The organism is Arcticibacter sp., assembly GCF_045629565.1.
Taxonomy (GTDB): domain Bacteria; phylum Bacteroidota; class Bacteroidia; order Sphingobacteriales; family Sphingobacteriaceae; genus Arcticibacter.
Genome location: NZ_JAZQRL010000002.1, coordinates 1 through 24220 on the forward strand (window position 1 = coordinate 1; position 24220 = coordinate 24220).

Annotated in this window: 16 protein-coding genes and 1 pseudogene; 2 read left to right on the forward strand and 15 right to left on the reverse strand. The window is 45.3% G+C overall.

What is annotated here, in order from left to right:
- The 14 genes from ACKI5J_RS00135 to ACKI5J_RS00200 form a co-directional block, all read right to left on the reverse strand.
- Positions 1–795 (reverse strand): UvrD-helicase domain-containing protein (locus tag ACKI5J_RS00135; RefSeq protein ID WP_407425298.1); only part of this gene is annotated, 795 nt, incomplete at its 3' end.
- Positions 795–3983 carry an exodeoxyribonuclease V subunit gamma gene (gene recC, locus ACKI5J_RS00140; RefSeq protein ID WP_407425300.1) on the reverse strand — a complete coding sequence of 1063 codons (3189 nt, stop codon included), beginning with the start codon at positions 3981–3983 and terminating at the stop codon, positions 795–797. The genes recC and ACKI5J_RS00135, both read right to left, overlap by 1 nt.
- A gap of 1 nt (position 3984) precedes the next feature.
- Positions 3985–5772, reverse strand: coding sequence for an exodeoxyribonuclease V subunit alpha (recD, locus tag ACKI5J_RS00145; protein WP_407425302.1), 1788 nt, complete (start codon positions 5770–5772; stop codon positions 3985–3987).
- A 49-nt stretch (positions 5773–5821) separates the two neighbouring features.
- Complete coding sequence (locus ACKI5J_RS00150; RefSeq protein WP_407425304.1) at positions 5822–6808, reverse strand: hypothetical protein; 987 nt, start codon at positions 6806–6808, stop codon at positions 5822–5824.
- Positions 6809–6910: 102 nt separating this feature from the next.
- A complete protein-coding gene (locus tag ACKI5J_RS00155) occupies positions 6911–8260 on the reverse strand; it encodes a Gfo/Idh/MocA family protein (protein WP_407425306.1) in 1350 nt (449 codons plus the stop codon).
- 32 nt (positions 8261–8292) lie between these two features.
- Complete coding sequence (locus ACKI5J_RS00160; protein ID WP_407425308.1) at positions 8293–9414, reverse strand: phosphotransferase enzyme family protein; 1122 nt, start codon at positions 9412–9414, stop codon at positions 8293–8295.
- Between the two features lie 31 nt (positions 9415–9445).
- Entirely contained in the window at positions 9446–10996 is a 1551-nt protein-coding gene (locus ACKI5J_RS00165; protein ID WP_407425310.1) for a DUF4832 domain-containing protein, read from the reverse strand.
- Positions 10997–11007: 11 nt separating this feature from the next.
- Positions 11008–12123: an acyltransferase family protein gene (locus ACKI5J_RS00170; RefSeq protein WP_407425312.1), complete on the reverse strand. Its 1116-nt coding sequence runs from the start codon at positions 12121–12123 to the stop codon at positions 11008–11010.
- Positions 12124–12125: 2 nt separating this feature from the next.
- Positions 12126–12989, reverse strand: a complete 864-nt coding sequence (locus tag ACKI5J_RS00175; RefSeq protein ID WP_407425314.1) for a PKD domain-containing protein — start codon at positions 12987–12989, stop codon at positions 12126–12128.
- Positions 12990–13018: 29 nt separating this feature from the next.
- A complete protein-coding gene (locus ACKI5J_RS00180; RefSeq protein ID WP_407425316.1) occupies positions 13019–14536 on the reverse strand; it encodes a RagB/SusD family nutrient uptake outer membrane protein in 1518 nt (505 codons plus the stop codon).
- Positions 14537–14572: 36 nt separating this feature from the next.
- Positions 14573–17575 (reverse strand): SusC/RagA family TonB-linked outer membrane protein, encoded by a 3003-nt coding sequence (locus ACKI5J_RS00185; protein WP_407425318.1) that lies wholly within the window; start codon positions 17573–17575, stop codon positions 14573–14575.
- Positions 17576–17816: 241 nt separating this feature from the next.
- Complete coding sequence (locus ACKI5J_RS00190) at positions 17817–18836, reverse strand: LacI family DNA-binding transcriptional regulator (RefSeq protein ID WP_407425320.1); 1020 nt, start codon at positions 18834–18836, stop codon at positions 17817–17819.
- A gap of 94 nt (positions 18837–18930) precedes the next feature.
- Entirely contained in the window at positions 18931–20538 is a 1608-nt protein-coding gene (locus ACKI5J_RS00195; protein WP_407425321.1) for a glycoside hydrolase family 31 protein, read from the reverse strand.
- Between the two features lie 283 nt (positions 20539–20821).
- Positions 20822–21430, reverse strand: a complete 609-nt coding sequence (locus tag ACKI5J_RS00200; protein WP_407425323.1) for an outer membrane beta-barrel protein — start codon at positions 21428–21430, stop codon at positions 20822–20824.
- 491 nt (positions 21431–21921) lie between these two features.
- Here ACKI5J_RS00200 and ACKI5J_RS00205 point away from each other — a divergent pair, with 491 nt between their 5' ends.
- The gene (locus tag ACKI5J_RS00205; protein WP_407425325.1) at positions 21922–22242 is read left to right on the forward strand and encodes a VOC family protein; all 321 of its coding nucleotides are present in this window, start codon (positions 21922–21924) and stop codon (positions 22240–22242) included.
- 6 nt (positions 22243–22248) lie between these two features.
- Here ACKI5J_RS00205 and ACKI5J_RS00210 read toward each other — a convergent pair whose 3' ends face one another.
- The gene (locus ACKI5J_RS00210; RefSeq protein ID WP_407425327.1) at positions 22249–22968 is read right to left on the reverse strand and encodes a hypothetical protein; all 720 of its coding nucleotides are present in this window, start codon (positions 22966–22968) and stop codon (positions 22249–22251) included.
- Positions 22969–23828: 860 nt separating this feature from the next.
- Here ACKI5J_RS00210 and ACKI5J_RS00215 point away from each other — a divergent pair.
- A pseudogene (locus tag ACKI5J_RS00215) lies at positions 23829–24220 on the forward strand (transposase); the annotation flags it as partial.

Genomic DNA, 24220 nt, shown 5'->3' on the forward strand with positions numbered 1-24220 from the left:
ATTCTTTTTAGCATGAGGATTTCCCATCGCCAGCTGCTGGATCTCTTCTGCCCGCTCATCCAGATGTTCAACCAAACACTGCCGCAGAGTATCTTCCGTAGCCTTCAATTGTTTGAACATCCGAAGGATCTCCTTATGGTCATCCTCGCAATACGAATACACTTCTTCCTCCCTGAAAGACATGTAGTGCTTTCCCCCGAGATGCTCCTTCACCACATTTAATATACTGGCACGACTCAGCCCTGCACCTATCAAATATTCGAGCAGCTCCGCTGGCAAAGTCGTTACCTCTTTCCTCCAGAACTTGTTGACCTCATCTTGCAAAACAGCACTGGTGTCCTGAAGCGTTTCCGCTCCAAAGAGCTGCTTCGTTTCAAAAGCAAACTGTGTTAGTGTTTGCTGACAAAAACTGTGGATCGTCAGCACAGACGTTTCATCCAAAAAGAGCACCGCGTCGCGAAGCAGGTTTTCCACCTGCTCCACACCGAGATCCCCGATTGCCTGATCCACCAGTTGCATAATGGCACCGTCACCAATCTCTTCCCCCTGCACATACTTATAAGCAGTACGAATGAATAAACGGATCCGCTCTTCCAACTCAGCCACAGCGGCCTTCGTAAAGGTTACCATCAGTGCCTCTTTCACCATCAGCTGTTTCTCCAGGATCAGCCGGAGCATCAGAATGGCAATCGAATAAGTTTTGCCAGTACCCGCACTTGCTTCGATCAGATTACTGCCTTGCAGAGGGACCTGACTCGCATTAAAATCTTCAAACTTATGAGCTACTGCCATCATTAAAAGTAAGTTGGAAATACCTGGGTTAAAGGAACCAGAATCCTCTCTGTATTTTGCACAAATGCGTGAAACGCATCCTCCCCGGAGAAAAATCCTTTGCCGTACTCCTTCAAAGCGTAAGCGTCAGAACTCGGAAACATGGTATCTGCAAACTTTTTCTTTACCAGAGAATTAAACTTTTCGAGCGATAGTTGAACAAAATCTGACGGATCGACATGAAAATCAGGATAAAAGGCGAGAATCTGCGAGTGACCCATTTTGTATAAAATCAACAGGTCAGACAGCCTTTCCATGGCCTCGGCCTTACTGATCGCTGCACCTTCATAAACCTGACCTTTGATCGCAGAGACGAAAAACAGCGAAAGGTTCTCGCCGGCAGCCCGGGCAAACAGATACTGTATGTAAGCGTCGATCAGGTACTTCATCTCATGCTTAGACCAGGAAACATAAACCAGCATATCTCCATAAACCTGGTCAAGACTTCCCTTCAAAAGCACGCTATCAACCGTCAGCTCCAGGGATACACTTCTTAGGCATGCATCCCCGATGCATGCCTTGAACAAGGATCTTACAGGCAAAACTTCCTTCTCAAGCTGACCCAAACTAATCTCTGCCATGCTTTTCAAAGGCAGCCCGCCAGTCTTCACCAGCTTCTTTCTCAGCCCCGCAATGTCCTCATCACCCGCACGAAGCAAGTCCTGCTTCAATTGCCACTGCTGCAGCTTATCCAGTTCAAAAAGCTCAGTCTCATCCATCAGCACCTTATCAAGACGGTAATAGATTCCCAGCACATCGTTATAGTACCCTTTGATCGGGTTCTTAAAGAATGAAACAAGAGAGCGAAGAGATAACTCCGAGTTTTCCGACACAGTGTGCTGCCTATTCTCAGCAGCCAGCGACATGCCCGATCCCATCTGCGTAATGTAGCTGAACAATCGATCGTCACCGCCCTGGTACTTCTGACTAAAGCCGTGAAGCGGGTGATGGGTAATCAGGTTTTCCTTCACAGATCTCTTCTCAAAGGTCCCAGACTCGATATAGTCAATTAACTCATCTATTAACGCCGAGGGCGGAAGCGCAGTATTGTCTCTCGCACTCTGTCCGATATAACTGATGTAGAAATATTTGTGCGCCGACAATATCGTTTCAAGGAAGAGATGCTTATCGTTCTCCTTCACATTACGATCGCCTCTCTTTTTGTCTTTCTCCAGTAAATTGAAGCTTACCGGGTTCTCCTTTCTGGGGAACTTATCAAAATCCAGTCCCAGCAGAGCAACCACTTTGAAAGGGATACTCCTCATGGGGATCAACGAACAAAACGTAATTCCACCTTGAACAAAGGCTCCCGCACGAGTAGAGCCAGAAATTGTCTGCAGGAACTTATAGCGAAACACATCGTATTTAATCTCCTCATCCACCATAGGCGTCAATAGATTATATTTATTCAACTCAGCGAGGAGCAGTTCGAAGTCCTCCTCAGTGCCCTCTTCCAGATCCCAGACCAGGTTTTCCAAAACCCCTTGCGTATACTGTACCCATCCGGCAATGGTTCTCACTTGCTTACGCTGCCTAACAGAATCCATCAGCACCTCCATGAAGTGACAGAAACGGATAATCTCGTAGGAGGCAGAACCCTCAATGCTGTCTACTGGATAAAAACCATCTTTCCCTGCGCCATACTCCTCGCTTCCAAGCATGCAGATGCCATACATCAAGCGCTGAATACCATACTTCCAGCTTACATAGACAGTATCGTCAGCAACATCCCCCTCCATACCGAAACGGATATTCGCGTTGCCCACTGCTGAACGAATCAACTGCAGATCCGTAATTCCGAAGCGCTTTCTGATATAGCTGGAATCCAGCAGCTGCAGCACCTCTTCCGCCCCGAAGTTATCTTCGCTGATCGAGAACAAGGAATGGAGCGCATTGCTGATCGTATCCGTATGTGTGAAATTCTCATCTGCGATGGTATACTGAAACTTATAAGGAACATTGCTGAACACCGCTTTGATATAGGGTGCGTAAGCATCGATATCACTTACCATCACGACGATATCCCGGGGAGACAATTCTTCCTGCCGCTTATCTATCAGATGCACCAGATAATTATACAAGACCTCGACCTCCCTGGCCGGAGTAAAACAAGAGCTGATGGTAACAGAGCCATCGCCAAGATCCTCAGGATAGATCTCATTACGATCATGCCCAATCAGATTAAAAAAAATATCATGCTGTATCTTGCCCAGAAGACTGTCTGGAACCGGCTCCTCAAATTCCGCCTCCTCGTAAACATTTAGCATCTCATCGTTCTGAAAAAACAAATGAAAGGTATTTTGAATGACCCTTCCCCAGCTGGTTAGCAGCGGGTTTCCTATCGTCATTTCATCGGGCTCAGCAAAGCCCTTTTTCTTCATCCAGGCTAGCTGCTTTTCGCTCTTATCTTCAAACCAGTATACCGCAGGAGCCGGATTGAGAATATGGAATGAAAAATCAACGTGACGTGCAATTTCATAGAATAAGGTCAGGTGATAGCCCGTCGTGATCGATAAGCCAAAGACATGTATGGCCGGCATGTACGCCCGAAGCAAGTCAATATTCTCACCCTGACGCAGGGTTTTTAGAATATAAGCCCCGACAAGCGTTTTATCCGGCAGCTGCATCGCAGAAAGTACCCGCGCTTTCATCCATAAGTACTGCTGCCAGTCGACGACACCTTCTTCCAAACTCGACTCATTCCACTTCATGATCATTTCCGGACGATAAATCTGGTACTGATCGAAAAGATCGGCAAGCTTATCTGCCAGGCCCATTCGCTTTAGATTACTATCTGCGCCACTATGTTCATAATAGCCGGATACCTCCGGATATCGCTTCACAAAATCCTCATCATCCAGCAAGTGATACAAAAGCCAGGAGGTATTTTCTGCCGATAATGTAGTGCCTGAACCCTTTCCGCCCAGAATATAATAGATCTGGTTAATTAAATCACTCGGCTTGTAGAACTGATAGTTGGCCGCAATGCCCATATTTTCCGCAAAGGAAAGTTTCAACCAGTTATTCATTCCCTCGGTTTGCGTCACAATTACATAAGGCTGAAATACACCTGGCTGCTGCGCTCGCAGTTCTAAGCAAAGACTCTCAGCAAGCTTTGTTAACGAGTTAGAAACTTTTAAGAACAAACTCATATTATGCCTCAATCTGGTTTAATCGTTCAACAATTCCCGATGCACGCTCTACAAATCGGTCACATGCCCGCACGATAACGTCTTCAGAACCCTGGAGCAACACAAAATCGCGGGCACGTGTGATACCCGTATAAAGCAGTTCCCGGGTTAGCAAATTGCTATTGCTGTCATCGGGAAGAACCACCAGGACCTTCGTAAATTCAGAGCCCTGGCTTTTATGGATGGTCATGGCGAATACCGTCTCGCAATTCGTTATGAAACCTGGGCTGTAAGATCTGACTTCGCCCTCCTTATTTTCAAACCAGGCGTAAAGAACACCCTTGTCGTCAGGTCGGATCAAACCAACGTCCCCGTTAAACAATCCCAGATTATAGTTATTGCTGCTTACGATGATGGGGCGGTGATGATAGAACTCCCTGTCTACTTGGATAAGTCCCCTGGCCTCCAGATATTTCTCAATCTTCAAGTTCATGGCGTACAGTCCTTGAGGACCCTCTCTCATGGCACAAAGCACGCGTAGGTCATTCAGATACTTCAAAGCAAGAGAAATATCTGGCTCCTTGATATATCGCTCATAAGCCCGGATGAATTCCGAAAAAAGACCATCCGAATACTGAGTATCGACTGCAACATGCTCATCTCTTTCCTGACGGATAAAGTCCCTGACTACAGATACATCATTTTTGATGATCGCTTTACTAAACTTGCCAATACCCTCCTCATCCTTAAAACGTCTGCTGAACTTCAACTCGATCACATGTTGAGCCAGCGGGTGTCGCGACTGATGCGATCCGGAAAGAGGAACTCTCGCCAATTGATCAGCAAAAGAATTGATGAGGTCCAGGCGTTCTGGCCCGAATACATTCAGCGGCTCCTGAGCCTGACACAGATCGCCGAACAAACTGCCCGCTTCCACTGACGATAGTTGATCCTTATCGCCCAGCAGGATCAGGCGGGTGTCAGGCCCGATAGCATCCAGCAACTTCGCAAACAGTGCAACATCAATCATGGACGACTCATCCACGATGATCACATCAACATGCAATGGATTCTCACGATTGTGTTTAAAGAATGGGGAGTCAGGAATGAAGCCTAACAGGCGGTGGATCGTAGAAGGTTCCAGCGCCTGAAAGAATGCAGCAAGCTCCTCTGATCCATCAACTTTTGCGTTTTTCAGCGATTCAGCCATCCGTGCCGCCGCCTTACCGGTCGGGGCAGCAAGAGCCACCCGCAAAGATTTGTTTATGGAATGAAGGAGAGCCAGAACCTTAGCCACCGTCGTGGTCTTACCAGTCCCCGGCCCTCCAGTGATAATCGTGAAGTTTTGCAATACCGCACTCACAGCCGCCGCCAGTTGCCAATTTGGGCGAGCTTCACTTAAGCCCTCTTCCCTGAACAGATTACTTATAAAGTTGCCGTTCTGCTTCAGTGCTTGGATTCTCTCGGCTCTGAAACGCTCCTCATGGGAAATAAAAACAAGTATACGCTGTAGAATCCGGCTCTCGTACTGGAAATAACGGTGCAGATACAGGCGCCTGTTGTACAACACAAACGGTTGATATCCGTCCGGATCCGTAGTAACGATATTTTCCCTTTCCAGCCGCTCCGTATCATCCAGATATGCCTGCCAGTTCTCAAACAGATCAGCCTTCTCTCTGTCCAGGCTATCCAGCCGCAGACAAATATGCCCCTCGCTAAGTTTCTTGGAAACCAGGTAGATATAAGGCTGCAGAAACTGGTTCTGAAAATATACGGCGAATTGATGATGAACGTCTTTTAAGGTCTCCATTAAAAAATCTTGAGCAGATAAAGCTACAAGAAATTAAGCTAAATATTACCTAAATCAGCGACAGGTTCACACTACCGCTGCCACTCACGCTGACCGGGATACCTCCTCCGTTTACTGTTCCGTTTATACTACGTTTATCAGTAGTGCCATTAAAGTTCCTCAGGGGATTTACCCGCACAGACTGTCCGCTTACCTTTAAATTCATACCCTTTCCCCCAGGCATACTCATATTCACGCTTCCTCCCGACGTACTGACAGACACATACTTACCCGGATCAAGCAACGTGATATTCATGCTGCCACCGCTGGTTGAAGTCTCCAGACTGCAGGATAATCCATCCAGGTTTACGCTTCCGCCTGAGGTGTGGGTCTTCAATTCGCCCGAGATATTACTTCCCCTGATACTGCCGCCACTGGTATTTGCCTGAATAATGCCTTTCAGATTATTAAGCTTCAAAGATCCTCCCGATGTAGCAAGCGAAATTTCCCCACCGGTACATCTGTCAGCATTTATACTTCCTCCCGATGTCTTGCCCTCTATGTTTCCACGGATGTCCGCAATTTGCAAACTTCCGCCGCTGGTCCTGAACCGTTGGTTACCATTTAAATTCGACAGCTTGATACTACCTCCGCTGGTTGATAAGTCACTGCTAACATTCCTTGGAACGTAAATCTTGTATGAGATACTCAACTGACGCTTCCAATTGATGCTGCTCCTGGACTTTGCTGTCACTTCCAGCTGATTGTTTGCCGTCGAAATAACCAGGTCGTAATCATCCGTTAGCTTTTTCTGAAGTTCAGATTTGGACATACTTCCGAAACTCATTCCCGAAGGTTTCACATAAACCTCCAGCCGCGCCTCTCCCTCTGTGACCCCCGCCACAACAATACTGCCACCCGACGTACGAGCAATAACCTTCCTGATCGACTGATTAGTTAATGACTTAGTAATCAGCGGATCCTTATCCGCATTAAATTGAGCCTTCACTGAAACAGCCAGACCCACAGCCAAAAGAAGAACGACAAACTTTTTCATCTTATATGATTTTAAATGGTTGAGTTAAAAGAACCGGAGAAAATGATATCTATAAGATGAAAAAGCCTGGTGAATAGTTACAGTGTATGTCGGCTAATTATCCTAAAGTCCACTGTCATCCAACGCAAAAGTGTTCTTACGCTCCTTCCATGCCCCTTTGGTGAAGTCAGGAAACTCCTGCGGCATATTACCATCAGCAATCGACTTTTCAGAAAGGGGCGTGATCACGCTCATCGTTAAAGAGTCATAAATATCGATCGGCGTCTGTTTCTTCTGCTTTACCGCTTCTACGAAGGCGTTGAACACAAACCAGTCCATACCACCATGTCCGGCACCTTCAGCCAAATGTTCGTACTTCTTCCACAAAGGATGATCATACTTTTCGAACCATTCACTGGCTTTATCCCACTCGTCATACTTCTTCGATTTGCCTTCGATATAGACACTGTTGTTGACATCCATCCAGATCCCCTCTGTCCCCTGAACCCGGAAACCTAAAGAATATGGTCTCGGCAAATGAGTGTCGTGCGATAAAAGTACCGTTTCACCGTTTGCACAATTGAGCGTAGTCGTGATGATATCACCATTCTTAAACTTTATATCCGCATTCTTATGCCCCGGAGCTATCTTCTTGATGTATGCGTTTAAACCAGGTGACTTTGACGAAAATGATACCAGGTTCGTAAACCTATTACCACGGTTGATGTCGATATAATTCATGATGGGTCCAGCGCCGTGAGTAGGATAAATATCGCCGTTCCGTTCGATATTATATTGCGTACGCCACTGCGCTTCTCCCACCGTCTGCGGGCCAAATTCGGCACCCCCGCCATAAAACTGCTTACCATCATTAAACAATACCGGACGAAGGTCATGCTGGTATCCACCCTCCAGGTGTACCAGCTCCCCAAAAACATTCTGGCGCACCATATTCAAAGCGGCCATCACATCTCGTCTGTAACATACATTCTCCAATGTCATGTAAGGCACCTTTGTTTCCTCGTATACCTTTAGAATATCCCAGTGATCCTGCGTAGTGATGCCGGCAACAACCTCGCAGCCAACATATTTTCCCGCCCGCATAGCGTCAATTGACTGATCTCTGTGAAACTCCCATGGTGTCGAAATGATTACACCATCAATATCCTTGCGAGCAAGTAACTTTTTATACGCGTCTACGCCTCCTGTATACTCAACAGGCAATTTCTTCTTTGCCTTGACAAACTGCTCGCGGCAGAGCTTGAGTGAACTTTCCTGCGTATCGCATATAGCAACAATCTCTATATCTGAGCGTAGTAAGCCTGCGGTGATGTGATTCCGCCCACGAAGCCCCACACCGATATAACCGAGACGAGCTTTGTCCCTGTCCTTCGCAAATAGTATTCCTGATGGCAAAATTGTCAGCCCTGCTAGTCCAACAGCGGCATTTTTAACAAAATCTCTGCGATCCATATTCTCAAGTGTATATTAAGTTGATATTTATATTAATTTTTTGACCTGTAAGCTTCGACATGGCCGAAAATAACTTCGTTCAGGTCGGCCTTCCGCTTATAAAGCATTTCAAAAAGCTTTAACTGCGCCCTTGCTCTTTGCAGGTTATGATCCCGAAACTTGATCTTAAAGTACGTATCACCATTTATATGGTCAGTTAAGAACCGCACAGCCTGCATGTATGGCAGCAGCAGGACACCCATGATCAATGACTTGATCTCCGCATCGATCAGGAAGTCGCCAGCTTCCTGCATGTATCCCCGGGCATAAGCTTTAAACAGAGGTACGTTCAGCTGAATCTTACTCACATCCTCCTCATCTTCAGTCCTCGTGTTGATGATTGTACGAATGGCGTCGCCGAAATCATAAGCCACATACCCACACATTACGGTGTCAAGGTCAATAACACATTGTGCCTCGTCATCCTTATTGAGCAGCACATTATTAAACTTGGTATCGTTGTGGGTGACCCGTTTAGGCAGGGCGGCCTGCTGTTCCGGCTGCTGAAAGTAACTCATTTCCTCTGAATAAGCATCAATAAAATCAAGCTCTGCCTTAACCGTTAGACTCCGTTTAAGCGGATCAACCTGCACCGCCTGTTCCAGAGCCTTTAACCGGCTCTCAATGTTATGAAAGGCAGGAATAACCTCATACAATGTTTCTGCACGCATATCCGACAACATGTTCTGAAACCGTCCGAAAGCTTTGCCGCCTTCGAACGCCTGCTTTTCTGTTTCCACTACGTCGTATGTCTTGGTATCGTTAAGAAAAAAGCACATCCGCCAATAGTCACCCTTACTATCCTGATAAAAGTACTTCCCGTCCCTACCCTGAATGAGAGTCATAACTTCCTTATCCGGACAACCGGAGGCTTTCATTGCTACCTTTTCTTTCAGATGATTAATCACCCTACACATGTTCTCGGTCAGTTTACCTACATCTGTGAAGATGTGATGATTGATGCGCTGCAGCAGGTAATCGAATCCTGCCTCGTCCCTGTTCTTTAAAAAATACGTATCATTGATATGCCCTGACCCAAATTTCTTCAGAGAACCCGTATCAACATTGCAATTGAAATGAGCTGCTATCTCTGATATGTTCTTTACACTTTGCACTATATATCAATTAGCTGTTAGAAAATAAACGTTAGTTAACTTTGATGGTATGGTTTAGTCTGTTGTACCCGGTTGTTTCTTCCCAGACCTCCTCATTCGCGAGGCGAATGCTATACTCGGACTTTCCTGCCAGGCTCTCGTAAACGTCCGGAAGGTTGAGAAGCAGTTCATAATCACCGACAGCCATACTTTCCGGAATCTTGATATTTTCCTCAATTTTGTGATTTCCCGAGAACCACTTACGTACATCCGTAGCCAGATCAAAAGACTGCACCTCGTTGGTTTGCTTGTTTCGTAACAGGAGCTTTGCCACCCGTTTGTTGAAGGGCGATGCATATCCGGCATTTTTAAGATTGATGACGATGCTCATCGAAGTTCCACGCACCACATTATCGGGAAACGACCCGTTCAGCAAAACAAAACGATAGCCCAGATTCTTCTTAATATTATCCATGCAGCCACCGCTTTCCCAATCATTATTGACGTTGTTGTTGTAATGAGCATTGATGTAACTGTAATGCATGGCAGCAAACTCGGCCTGAGCCTTACCGGCAGGTTCGCAGTCATTTGCGGGACTGTAATCATCCGAGCACGTTTCCCCTCCTACCGCAACATATTTGCTGTCATTTTCCATATAGCTGCGCAACGCGTTGATAACCGAACCGCTGGAAGCTCTTGGCGATGCGCTATTGCCATAATCCTCGTATGTGCCCAGGTCATTGGTGCTGGCCAGAAAGCAATCATTATGAAACCCAATACGTGCATTGTCAGTAGCTGTAAAGCCATCGGCGTCGGTCAGGGGAGCCGAACTAATCGGGGCGTTAACGCCATACACATAGCGCTGCTTAATCTGTGGATAACGTACCTGTACCGTTCGGTCTGCAGGCACGGCATCAAGCATGGCCCGTAACACCTCGGCACGATCCAGCCAGTTCCGGTCAAGCAGTTTATTGCCCTGCCCGCCGTTGGTTGAAGCGTCACCGAAAAAGTCACTGTAATACTGTTCACCCCACGTACCTATGAAGCCCAGCTGCACACAGGCAATTACATCGGCATTAGCTTGTAAAACCGGCTTAAGCTGTGAAATATGGTTGAGAACGACGGCTTTTGCCGCGTCGCCGTAGGGTGGACAGATGAATCCCTCCGGACAATCACCGCTTTTTTGCTCCACGGTATAAACGAAACGCGGGATAATCTTCACACCTCCCGAACGGGCTGCAACCATATCCTTTTCTATGTTTGCAAGAAACGAGGCCTGGATAGGACCAGCAGTAACATTGTCAAGGATATAATATCGGAAAACCAGTGTACTCAATACCTGGTACCCTGCTCCAGACACTGTCTGCAATGTGCGATAACCTTTCAATTCATCCGCATTTAAAGCCGCAAAATTGCTGGCATATGTCTCTGAATACCGATAAAACCCACGCTCCGGATTGGGAAAATCCGCCGTGCTCTCCGTGTAGGCTACGTTCAGCTTTTCCACCCGCACCAATTTAGAATCGCTGTCTTTGCAGGCTGCGGTAAGTAATAAGGCTGCGAAATATGCGCGCAGACGGAAATTATTGTAGCGACGTTTCATAGTTAAACTCATTATAGTTTGAAGAATATCTTTTGTTTGTATAACCAGTAGCACAATCCCCATTCAAGAGCCAGTGCTGCTAAAGCCGATATCAATGCTGCCACTGTGCTGGGAGTATCGAAAAAAGTCTGCAGAAGACCGCCTGTGAAGATGTGCACCGTGCCATTAACCCACTGCATCCCGACCGTTTCAAAAAACAGATAAATAAAAATCGCATTCATTCCCATTACCGAAAAGAACCATGCATATTTCACGTTCTGTTTAACATCGACTAGCCAGTAAATGAACGCCTGCATCAGCAAAACCCATCCCCCGGAGGCAAGTACAAAAGAGGACGTACTGATACGTTTAATTATGGGAGTTACGCCTGCCAGATCAAGTGAAAATCCCGCAAGCAGAGCCAGAACCCCTGAGATCATCAACAATCTGATCTTAAACTCCGCAGGACGTGCCGAAACCAAAAGCTTGCCCGTCAACACTCCCCAAATCGTATGAGCAGCGGTTGGTACAGCATTAATAGCTACCCAGCCGTCGCTGTTAATCTTGCCCATAAGTAGAGTATCCATATAAGAGCCGAAGTTATGCGACTCAACAAAGGGCTGATCAAATCCCGGCACCAACACCATGCGATAAAGCAGCTCTGTTACCAACAGCAAAGCGATGGAAAATAGAAGCTGCCAAACGAAGGGCGCTTTAATGATCAGATATGCTACAACAGTAGTGAAGGCCAGTTGCGTAAGCACGTTCCACAGTTCCCATACCAGTTCTCCCTGGTATGCACAATGCAGTGCAACACCACAGATGAACAGCTTCGCGCTCCGCCAGAGAACGTGCCGGAAGTTGGAACTCCAGCTGATTCCCTTTGCCAACTTGCGGCTGTAAGATATGTACATAGCAGCACCTGCCATGAACATGAACGCCGGCTGAACAAGATCCCAAAACCTAAGGCCATGCCAGGGATGATGGAAGAACTGGTTTACCATGCCGGCAAAGGGCTGAACAGGCTGTAGTTTACTCAGAGCAACATAGACCGCACAGCTTTCCGCACAAAGCAACAGCATAATCAGTCCGCGCAGTACATCAAGAGAGAGAACACGCCCGTCGGTTCGCTTGCTAGTAACCGTCATACCTACTCGCTCATATCTAACCGAAAGCTCGCAGTGCCATCGTCTGGTGCACTACCCAATGTTGCCGACCAGTCACTCTTGATAGCCTGAATTGCAATCCTCAACCCTGAACCTGTAAGGCCCTTTAGCTTACCGCGGCCGATGCGCATTTCAAATTTCACGTTCGCCCCGGTCTCCACAATAGTGCCAACCTGATAAGCCTCTGAAATGCTTTGCTGCGCAAAACTAAAGGCATTCTGGTCTGCACTGTTATGATAAAAGATATCCACACCTGCAGCAAGAAGTTGACCTTCCAGTAGTATATCATAGCCCCCCTCTGTGAATGTGCCGGTTAAAAGACCTGTCGAAGGATTATTATCAGAATCAATATAGAAATCGAAAATATCTTCGTTGGCTTTCTTCCCCACCATGTCAACGTATACGTAAACATAGTTTCCATCATAATCCATCTTCACCTCATTGAAAACACCTTTCCTCGCACCGAGCGGAATAGTTGTGGCTACTGCCTCCCAGTCATCCAATGTATTGTCATTAAGCTTTACCGGAGTGGTCTTCGCTATCCGGAGTACTGTTGAGGCTTCCACCGGCTTGCCATCCACCGTGGCATACAGCGTAGGCACATACTTGCCCTTTCCCGGATAGGTATGAGTGGGATTAGCGTCGGTGGAGGTCTGCCCGTCGCCGAACTCCCATCTGTAACCACTTACTCCTTCCGTCTTCACCGTAAAGGTTACCTGATTGCCTTCCACAGCAACTTCGTACAACAGATCTGTTTTAATCTCCGTTTCATCCTTTTCACATGCGCTTAACATGAACCCGATAACCAACCAAGTCAGCAGGTATATATAATTTTTGCTCTTCTTCATTGTCGTAAGTATAAATTGATGGTTGCCTGTTAAGGATTTTGAACTACTAGCGGATTGCTGAGCACCTCGTCGATCGGCACATAATAAATGATACGAGGATTGGTGTATGGTACCACCATATTCTGATAACCTGAGGGAGTACGGCTCAGGTCAATGTCAGTCTCTTTCAGCCCCACCAGATGATAGCCCCAGTAAGTCTTATCAAGCGACCGTTTGTTCCTGAAAACGTCATAAGTACGATGCCCCTCAAACGCCAGCTCGATACGTCTTTCCTCCAGCACGGCGTCGAGAGCAGTATATCCGGCAGGCAACGTACCGTTATACACAGAGCCCTGCAGCCCGCGGTTCTTACGAATCTCATCCAGATCTGCGAGAGAAGCGGCAGTTTGGTTAAGCTTTGCCTGCGCTTCCGCTCTGTTGAGGTACATTTCTGCAAGTCTGAAGATGATAGGCGAGCTTAAGTTAGGAGAACCATCCTGGAAGGAAAATTTCGTAATATAGTGCATCTCTATACCGTTCTTTTTCTGAATGTTCCCACCAGCATCTTTAGAAGGCACGATATATGACCAGCGCACATCTTCAGGATGTTTGGACATGAGCCCTCGCAACGATGAGGAGGCAAACTCTTCTCCCCAGCCCGAATTACCGTCTGAGTAGATCATAGAAGCAATGGAACCGAACTTGCCGTAATCGTCTGCCGCTGTAAAAGCTACGCAGAAGATCGTTTCATTACTGGTAGTGGCTTTAGCAAAGAGCCCCGGGTAGCTCGCTGTTGTTTCAAGCGAAAAACGGCCTGAATTGATCACCTGATTGGCGTAATCAATAGCCTTTTGATTATCCTCCTTGTAAAGATTGACGCGAGACAACAACGCCCATGCCGCTTCTTTAGAAGCATACTGCACCCCCCGGGGCTGAGTCATCAACGATGCTGCCTTTTCGGCATCCGCGATTACGGAGCTATATACTTCCGCAACAGTAGAGCGCGCTTTTATCGACTCTTCATTTAGTGAAGTGCGCAGGATGATACCGGGAGATTCTGACTCAACGCTGTAAGGCTTACCGAACAGACGCACCAGATTGAAGTGACAGAACGCACGTATAAAGTAACACTCTCCCAGCAGCTGTTGTTTTGCAGCATCCTGCTCAGGTGATTTTTCAACAGCATCGATTACGGTATTCACCCCTGAAATGATCTTGTATGATACATACCAGAAATACCGTGTATTTCCCTGCGATGGAGAATGACCCAGACTGAAACTATAGTAAAGCGGGTCAGTGGTCACCTGTCCATTCACGATATCGTCGCTCGCAAAATCAGAAAGATGATAAAATTGACGGAGATACATGTTATTTTGATCAACAGTTCCATTGAAGGTGATGTGATCCTTGAACAGTGCATACGCACCATTCAGTGCATTGGTCAGTCCCGCGGTTGTTGTAACCAGCGTTTCGGTGCTGGTCGCATCAGTTGGCAACACCGAAAGATCCTCGCAACTGCTTGTGATCATCAACAACAGAGTAAATATGGCGGTTATCTTAGTTTTCATGTCGAGTATATTTTATTGGCACGTCAAAGTATAGGTCTAGAAGTTGCAGTTTATGGTGAACAGATATTGTCTGTTGTTCGGATATTTAAAGTCAGACACACCCGGAGTCACATTACTGCCCGGAGTGATCGTAGTTTGAGGATCCTGACCGAGGAAATTCGAGAATGTGGCGACGTTGTCGGCCGTTACCCCTATGGTAATGTTCTCCAGATTCAACTTTTTAGAAAATGACGATGGCAACGTGTAATTGAATGCGATATTCCGAATCGTAAAATAACTACCATTCCTCAGGTAGCGGGTCGACGTTTCAGTGGAGTTAGCTGAGTTTTGAGGGCTGGGTTCAGTCGCCTGCGTATCACCTGGACCTGCCCACACCTTCGCATCATCCTGCAGCTTAATCTGATTATAATAAGGCTCATGACCATCGTTCATCATAAAACGCAGATTGTTGCTAAACACCTTGTTGCCGTAATTAAAGTAAGTATTTACCCGCAGTCCGAAGTTTTTGTAGCGGAAGCTGTTGTTAAATCCACCCTGAAACTTAGGCAGTGCAGAACCAACTTCCTGGATAGTGGCATCGGCATAATTAGCTGTCTTTTCGCTCGCAACAGCCACGCCCGCGTCGTTATAAATAAGTTTCTCCCAAAGCGGGGAACCCGTTTCACTGTCAATACCAGCCCATTTAGGCATATAAAATTCATAGAGGTTGCCACCATTGCGGTAAATCTGTGAGATACTCCATGATCCGGTCTTTACCACATCTGCCGGTAAACCGTAGATCTTGTTATTATTGAAGTTGATGTTAAAATCTGTTACCCACTCGAAGTTGTCATTGGTGATATTCGTAGTAGTTAGTCCTAGTTCGATACCCTTGTTAATTACATTTCCGGCATTTTCCCACCGTGTTTCAAATCCTACGGACAGGGGTTGCGACACTTCGAGCAGCAGATTCCTGGTATCATTTCGATAGACATCAGCGGTAAGATTAACGCGCTTAAACAGGTTCAGGTCGAAGCCAATATTAGTTTGGTGCTTACTTTCCCAGGTCAACATCGGGTTAGCCAACTGGTAAGGAACCGCACCCACCAATGCATTATACTGAGTCGTCAAAGAAAACAGGCCGAGATATCTGGATGCGCCGATGTCCTGCGTGCCTGTTACACCATAGCTTGCTCTTAGCTTGAAATTGTCAATCACCTCGCTATCCTTCAGAAACTCTTCGTTGCTCACCAGCCAGGCGGCAGAGACTGCCGGGAAAGAACCATACTGTTTGCTTTCCGGGAATGCGGATGAGCCGTCAACCCTGAACGAACCGGATAAAATATAGCGTCCTTTATACGTATAGTTCAACTGAGACAAGAAAGACCGCAGTTCGCTTCTGTCGTTATAACCGTTAACCAGCTGCGTATTAGAGGCGACGTTCAGAACCTTAAGCCCCTCGGGCAGTCCTCTGCCAGATCCACCCGAATACTCAGACTTACCACCTTCGAAGATAAGTCCTGCGAGGCCGCTCAGGGAGTGGTCGCCCAGATCAAAGTTAAATTTTAACAGGTTATTGGAGATACCACCGTAGTTCAGCGTATTCAGCTCATCTATATAGCCATCTCCGTGATATGTCCCTGCTGCTGCAGGTGAAACATAATTTACACCCTTGTTAAACGCTGCAGAAACACGGTTTGTACTACTAAAAGTTAACCAGTCGGTAATCCGGTAGTTGATCATGAAGTCGTAGTTCACGTCGAAACCCTTGTAAGTATGATCAGCATTTTCGACCGTATGTATAGGATTGATTTTATCTCTGGACCACCATTTAAAAGCGGAATTACCATCAACATAAACCGGGTTGCCGTTTTCGTCGTAGGGATTGTCCCATGGCAGGTTCAGGAACGAATAATACATATCCATGTAATCGTAACTGCGACCTGTAGATCCACTTAAGTTGATATTGTTTGTTACATCCAGTCTCTTAGAGAAATGGTAAGTCGAGTTTGCCCGAAGATTGATGCGCTGATAGCCCGTATTGACAAAAGTTCCCTTCTCATTGTAATACGACAAGCCCGCATAGTAGTCATTCTTGTCTGTCTTGCCACTGGCCGATACGTAATAATTCTGCACAGGGGCCGCCTTAAATGATTCTTTAGACCAGTCGTAATCCTGACTACGCAATGTAAGCGGACGCTCACCATAAAACTTCACCAGATCAATCTTATACGAATTATCGGGGGCGCCCACAATATAGTCCCTGTAGAACTCTTTATGATAATCGTAAAGTTCATTGCTATTCATCAGTTCCATCTTGCCAAAATCAGCAGTGCGAAAGCCCGATGTTGCTCGCACTTCGAATCGCGTCTTCCCTGTTCTGGCAGTTTTTGTTGTAACGATAATTACACCTGCGTTAGCCTGCGAACCATATAATGCGGTAGAGGCAGCATCTTTCAATACCGTGATGCTTTCCACGTCATTCGGATCAAAATTGCCACCTATTATTCCGTCTACCACATAGAGCGGACTTTGATTGGCATTTACAGACGACACCCCGCGCAACCTGATCTCAGGGGCAGCACCCGGCGCACCCGAACTGTTCACCACCTGCAGACCCGCTACCTTGCCCTGTAGCATAGTACCTATGTTATTGGCAGTTACATCTTTCAGCTTTTCAGCAGACACCACGGTAACAGCACTGGTAAGCTCACTCTGCTTTTTACTGCTGTAACCAACAACAACAACATCGTTAAGCTCCGTAACATTGTCAGACAGGAGTATCACCATATCCCTCTGACCGGCGGTCACATCGACCTCTTTGTTTAGAAATCCAACAGAAGAGATCACAAGAGTTGCTCTTGAAGACGGAAGAGTGATAAGAAAGGTTCCGTCAACTTTTGAAGAAACGCCAACTCTAGATCCTTTAACAGAAATGGCCGCACCTGGAAGCGGCTGCTGATCAGAACCGGAAATAATTTTGCCTGATACAGTCTGGCTCTGAGAGAATACCTTCGAGAAGGCAAACAGGCAACAGAACAGGAGTAGAACTTTTTTCATACTGTGTTATGTAGGGGTTAGAGAACTAATTAGTAAATGTTCGATGGAATAGCTTAAAGTTCTGCTAAAAAAGTCACTAAAAGAATCCGTGCAGATGAAGAAAAGGGAAGTTTTAATTACGCAAACGTTTGACTTACATGCGCAAACGTTTGTCTTATTTTTAATATGCGAGAGAAATCACACATTTTCAGAGTCTGAAAGCAAACAAACAAGCAAGAAAACAGGGTTTTTAGGCTGAAACCTAGTAGTTCACCAGTTCAGAATCAATAATTCGTTGTAAAAAGTCTGAGTTCGGGCTTTCTCCTTTCGAATTTCTTTCGATAAGTTTAAAAAGAAAATCAGTAGCCATTGACGCTTGCTTGTACGAGAACTGTTCGATCGAAGCAAGAGGCTTCGTGTCCATATACTCCCAGACAGGTAGGTTTGCAAAGCTAATGAAGCAGATGTCGCGATTAACCCTCAGTCCGGCAGCCTTCACTGTAGCAATACAGTCAAGTAGCACATAGTCATTAAACACCATCACTGCCGTTGGAGGATTATCCTGAATGATCAGCTTCTTCATTGCTTTAATATTATCCTCTTTAGTTAGTGTTGTAGAAGTAATAATATCATAGTTAATCGCAAGCTGATTCTGCTTGAGACATTTGAAGTAAATTTCCAGCCGCTGAAGCGTTGCAGCCATTTTTGCCGGGCCATTAATCAGGCCGATCTTTTCATGGCCCATATCGATGAACTTAGCTATCGCCTGCAGCATCCCCGAATGGAGATTGCAGGACACAAAATGAATATCCGTCATTTGCGGAACCCGATCAAAAAAAACAATGGGAATATTGTACTTCTTCAGATTTTCGAAATGCTCATAAGACGAGGTATCCTTGGTTAATGAAACCAATATCCCATCCACCCTATGATCTTTCATATTTTCAACAATCCGTTTCTCACGTTCAATACTGTCCAGAGACTGCCCAATAATCACATTGTAATTGAATCGTCCTGCAAAATCTTCTACGCCACTTAAGGCAGATGAAAAGAAAGGCTCAGCTAAACTTGGAATAATGACACCAATGGTGTACGTTCTTCGCTCTTTGAAATAGATGGCAGATTTATTTACCTCATAACCCAGCTCCTTTGCAACCTTGTGGACACGCATGGTGGTCACCTGACCTATACTCGGATGATGATGCAGGGCTCTCGATACGGTTGATGCAGATACATTCAACCTCTTGGCAATCTCTTTTATCGTCGGTAATTTATTATTCATCTCGATCACTAAATATAACATTTAGTTTCAATCCTGATAACATGAAGTGCGTATCAGACGAGACATAGTTTACCAATCCTTAAATACTACCGCTTCACTCATCTAATGACTCGTATACCGGCAATCTGTCAAGCGCTACTTCTTGCTTGATCACACGCGGGCCTACGAAGGTCTCACCCCTGTCATCACGCCATCTGCCTTTCGGTAACCGGACCGTCTTTTCCCTTCCCTTGTTCAGAACGGGGGCTACCAAATATTTTTCTCCCAACATAAATTGTTGCTTTTCATTTGAGAAGCCCTGGTTGGGAAAAGCATACTCCATGCTTCTTACAATAGGTTCACCTGTCGTCGATGATGTTTTGGCGAGATGGATGATATAAGCAACGTGCTTTTCGCGCAACGCAACCATTTTCTTTACGATGGCCAGGTTTGACTTACTCAAGACCCGCCACGGCGCAACGGAGAACTGCATCATCGGCATCAAAGCAGAACATTGAGCCGAACGGACGATCAATTCCTGATCGAGGATCTTGATATCGCGGAATGAGCCAAATTCACCTCCGCCGATCATGTCCGGACAAGTGAACTGATATCCCAGCAAACCCGCAGTTGTAATATGCGGAATAAGCTTCTGCAAATCTTCCCATGTATGCTGTTTATCACGCAAACGTTCAACCAGCGGTTCGCCGCCCATCTTCCACATAGCACGATATTCATTCAATGGAAATTTAAGCCCTATTTCGCCCCATAGTCTTGTATGATCATTTGGACTTGCTTTTTGAAACGAAACCGCATCGTCGGGATAAAAGTCCGCGTCTCCGGCATCAAATTTAAAACCATCAATATGATAGGTTTTCATCATGTAATGGAGCCGGTCCGTGAACCAATTCTTCGCCTGAGGATTGGTAAAGTCCAGTACAGCACTATAACCATTCCACCAACTGATCAATGCTGGGTTCTCCGCATCTTCCCAAGAAATACCACTATTTCCTCTATTTGTGAACAACACGAGCTTTTTACCTAGGAGTTCACGAAAAACTTCCGTATCAGGAGAGATAAATGGACTTACCCATAGCATCACCTTGAATCCCATCTGATGCAAGCTATCGACCATCCCTGCAGCATTCTCAAAGCGGTCTTTCCGAAAATCGAATCTACCGTAGTAATCAGCCCAGTTATCATCGATCATAATCACACCCTCGGGGAACCCATTAGCCTTAATCGCCCTTGCATAGCTTAAAATATCCTGCTGATTCTGGTTATAAACAAGTTCTATCCATGTATTATACTGCGGCTTCGTAAAAAGCAAGGTGTCTGGCACTTGCTTCTTCGATGGAAAGAAACGCCTGGACGCATTTCCAACAGCATCCCGCAAGGTTTTCCCTCTTGCATCTATCAGAACTTCTCCCTTCGCTTTTGAAATAACCAGTTGGCCATTCTCAAATGAAAACTCGAAAGGCTCCTCGCTCCAAACGTACCTTCCCTTGTTCGACAACAGCAGAGGCGCAGCCTGGTTGCCGCGTACATCACCAAACAAATTCAATCTATATCCATCAGTAAATGGCATCAGGTGTGCATCGTTGACAGCCCCTCCGTACCATTTTTCACCATTTTGAACGTTAATCACCTGGGCCTGAAGTTGGGTACCGAATGCGCATAGCATAACGACCAGCAGCAATGTTGTCTTGAAGGGAGTTTTCATTTGAAGGGTTTAATACTTAAGCTTAAACCTAATTTGGAATAAAATTTCCGGTGGTCAAAACGCTGATCCGCAAAAAAGCATACGCAAACGTTTGTCTAATTTTCCAATAATGAATCAGCTACTCATTTTAGGTAGAAACAACGAGGTTCTTAAGAGTAGACTCAACGTTATGGTGACAACAAATAATACCGGCCAAAGCAAGAAAGCGCCCCAGGGACGCTTTCTTGCTTTGGCCGGTATTAATCATACGACTATTTATAAACAGCCGGTCTATTTATGTTTGTTAAAAATGAAACTGGATTCCCAATTTTGGAGCGAAAAAGTTAGTTCCGAAACTTACACGGTCATATCCTGCTCCCTTAACGTCATTGTCATCACCATCTTTAACACGGTAGTTGGTATAATTTAAACCGTTTAATGCGAATTCAATGCCAACTTTCTTGCTTGGGAAGAACGCAAAACCAGGAGATACCGCTACGCCGATTTGAGTAGATTTGCCAAGTTTAGCACCCTTGTCACCATCTGCATTAACAGCATGTGTTGATCCGAATTCCATTGGTACTGAAAGTTGTCCGAAAAATTTAAATCGATCTGAGACGTTTGTATAATAACGACCAAATGGGCTTACAACAAACGCTTCATTTTTCGAGGTACCAATTTTTTTGTCATAGCTATAACCAATACCAGTACCAATTGCGACATTATCTGAAACGAAGTAACCTACGTTAGGAACAATCTCAAAGCTGGTATTTGCTTTAGAGTTATCTGCATCACTTTTCTGGCTATCAAATGCAAGGTTACCACCTAACATAAATTTACCTTTTTCTGTTTGTGCTTGAGTAGTCATACTCAACGCAGCCACTGCAAAAACTGACAATAATAACTTTTTCATTTTCTTAATTTTTAAGTTCAACCTATCAATTATCTATTTATTGACTTACATTGTCAGATAGTCAATAGCTGTGCCAAACCCAGATCATATGCTCACGGTTTTACACAACCATCATAGATACCCTTAATTAATAAGCACTTGTACAGATTTCATGAGATTCATATGATCTCTATTTGACCCGATTATTACATTCTGACAAATCCAAAAGATAAGGCGTTTTCTAAATTTGACTTTTTTAGAAAGATTGTCAGTTCTTAAATGAAATTATGACAAAGTAACTGCCACAGCGTCTGTTTACGAAGTGCCTCTGTATTGTGCCATCGCAGTGAGAACGGTGTAAGTTAAATCCTTCAGCACTAAGACAGGCGTAATGGAGTTCGCTATTGCCGCACTGCTGATGCTGTACGTTCAGGCTGAACGACGTCAAGTTGAAGGATGTTGCCTCCCCTCCATCAGCAAACAGATCTCTTCTATGAGGTGCCCATCTCGGATTGGCGGAGAAAAACAAGCTGGGTCTTGAAACCAAGTTCGACTTTTCAGAAAAAGGCATGACAGCTTTTAAAGTTGGAAACAATGAAGCTGCAATCATTCTTAGCAACAGGCAAAATACAAGACCAGCCATTTGGTTCACAGTGGATGATGTTCACCAGGCTTACCATGAGCTAAAACAAAAAGGGGTGGTATTCTTGACAGAACCATTCGAAATTCTGACTGGGTTCTCTGTGGAATTTAATGATCCCTTCGGAAACAAGCTAGGCATCACCGACTATTCTAAATGTGCCTGCGTTAGCTCATCCAACCATAGCAAATGAGCTGCGCTATCTTACTCGGCTCCATATTTCATAAATCGGCTCACCTTTAGAGCTCAGGCCGCTATGATGCCATTCCCCATTTTCTAGCTTCCCATCAAAGCTCAGAGAGGCGCCTACACGAGAGCCGTCTCTTGAAAAAAACTCGATAGTTTCGGTATATTTCCCATCAACGAAGGTATAGGTACCTCCTCCAGTTCCTGAAAATTCCTTTTTCTCAGGATCTATTGCTGCCCATTGGAAACGTGTTCCAGAGAGTATTTTATAGGTCTGCCTGGAACCTGTTTGATGGATGGGAGTAAGTTTGCCGTCCTGCTTGCGCGAAGTAATTCGCCATACACCCGCCAAAGGCGCAGAGCTATCATCCAATCGGTTCCAACTTTGTGTTTCCCCGTTAAGTGATAGGTTGAGCGTCTGTCCGGTAATGGAGTACTTTGCACTGAACTGATTTCCAACCTCTTCCTTATTTGATGAATTAAAATAAATTTCAGCCTTTAATGCATTCGGGTTCTGACTGTATGTTCCCCCACGACTGTAAAAAAACAGCTTGTCGCCCTTGTTGTAAGCGGTATGAAAGAAAAACCCGTCCTGCAAAATCAATAGTTGTTCTTTGTCTGCTTCTTTGATTTGCCATGCACCAGCTATTGCCGGGTTATTTGATTGAGCAAATGCACTCGTTACAGCTGTAAGTGCCAGAATAAATACGACCAGTATACACTTGCTTTTCATACGCGATTTTATTGGTTCTCTAATTTAATAATTCATTTCTATCTTTTGACGCCTTCTCTTCGTATCTATGCAAACTACTATCGCACCAATTACCTCCCGGCTGCGTTGTCGAGAATATCAAAGATCCCCTCATTTCTAAAAATTATACATTCCCAGCCTTTCATTTGAAGCACCTTCCTTGATTTTATAGGAAAACTCCGGACGGCCATCTGAAATGAACAGTCGAAGCCATTAAACTAAACAGTTCCTATTGAATAGAAAAGGCAGAGATCTACATTTTCCATTTGAGCAGCCTCGACAACTAAGGCAATTTTAGTTCTTCCTCCCGTCAATCTCATCAAAATCGTTTGACGGTTCCAGCATCGTCTCTTTCAGTAACCCGCTCCTCCTCCGTTCTGGTACTGTTTAGAATGGATACAGAGTACTATCAGGATCGTAAGATTCCAGATCGTTGTAGGTTTATTTATCAATTATAAGCCTCATAAACTAAACAATAACCCTGAAAATTTGATTAATGGTTAAAAAATTTCCACATATTCAAGTAACTCGGAATTTCCGCTTGTAAAGTCCTTTCATTTGATAACCAATCTCACTTTCAACATAGTATTCTCTTTGTCGCAATTGGGGATTTTTGCCATCTAATCCCTTTAAAGTTATTACCATTAGAGAATCCCCGTTAACGTCAATGGTTTTAATTGGATTATTCCCTCCGTATTGATAAGGCGTTAGATCAACATATTTCTCTGCAAATCTATCTATTGTATTAAAACGCCCAATCACAGTGACCACCCCCCGGAAAACAGCAGCAGCTTAAATTAGAGAAAAAGGGCAATTATAAATAACTTAACTAAATAATTGCCATGAAAAAATCGAAGTTTACCGAAGCTCAAATCGCCTTTGCGCTGAAGCAGTCAGAGACTGGAACTCGGGTGGAGGAGATCTGCCGAAAGATGGGTATTTCCCAGGCTACATTTTTTAACTGGAAGAAGAAGTACGGTGGCTTAGGGGTGAGTGAATTGCGCAGATTGCGACAGTTAGAAGAAGAGAATCATCAGTTAAAAAAGCTGGTTGCCGATCTGAGTCTGGATAAACAGATGCTACAGGAGGTGATAAAAAAAAGCTTTGAAACCGGTGTTTCGTAAACAGGCGGCCGTGTGGCTGCAGGACCAGTACAGGATATCGGGTCGTCGGGCTTGCCGGATGGTATGTCTGTCCAGCTCGATGTATTACTATCGCCACCAGCCTCGGGAAG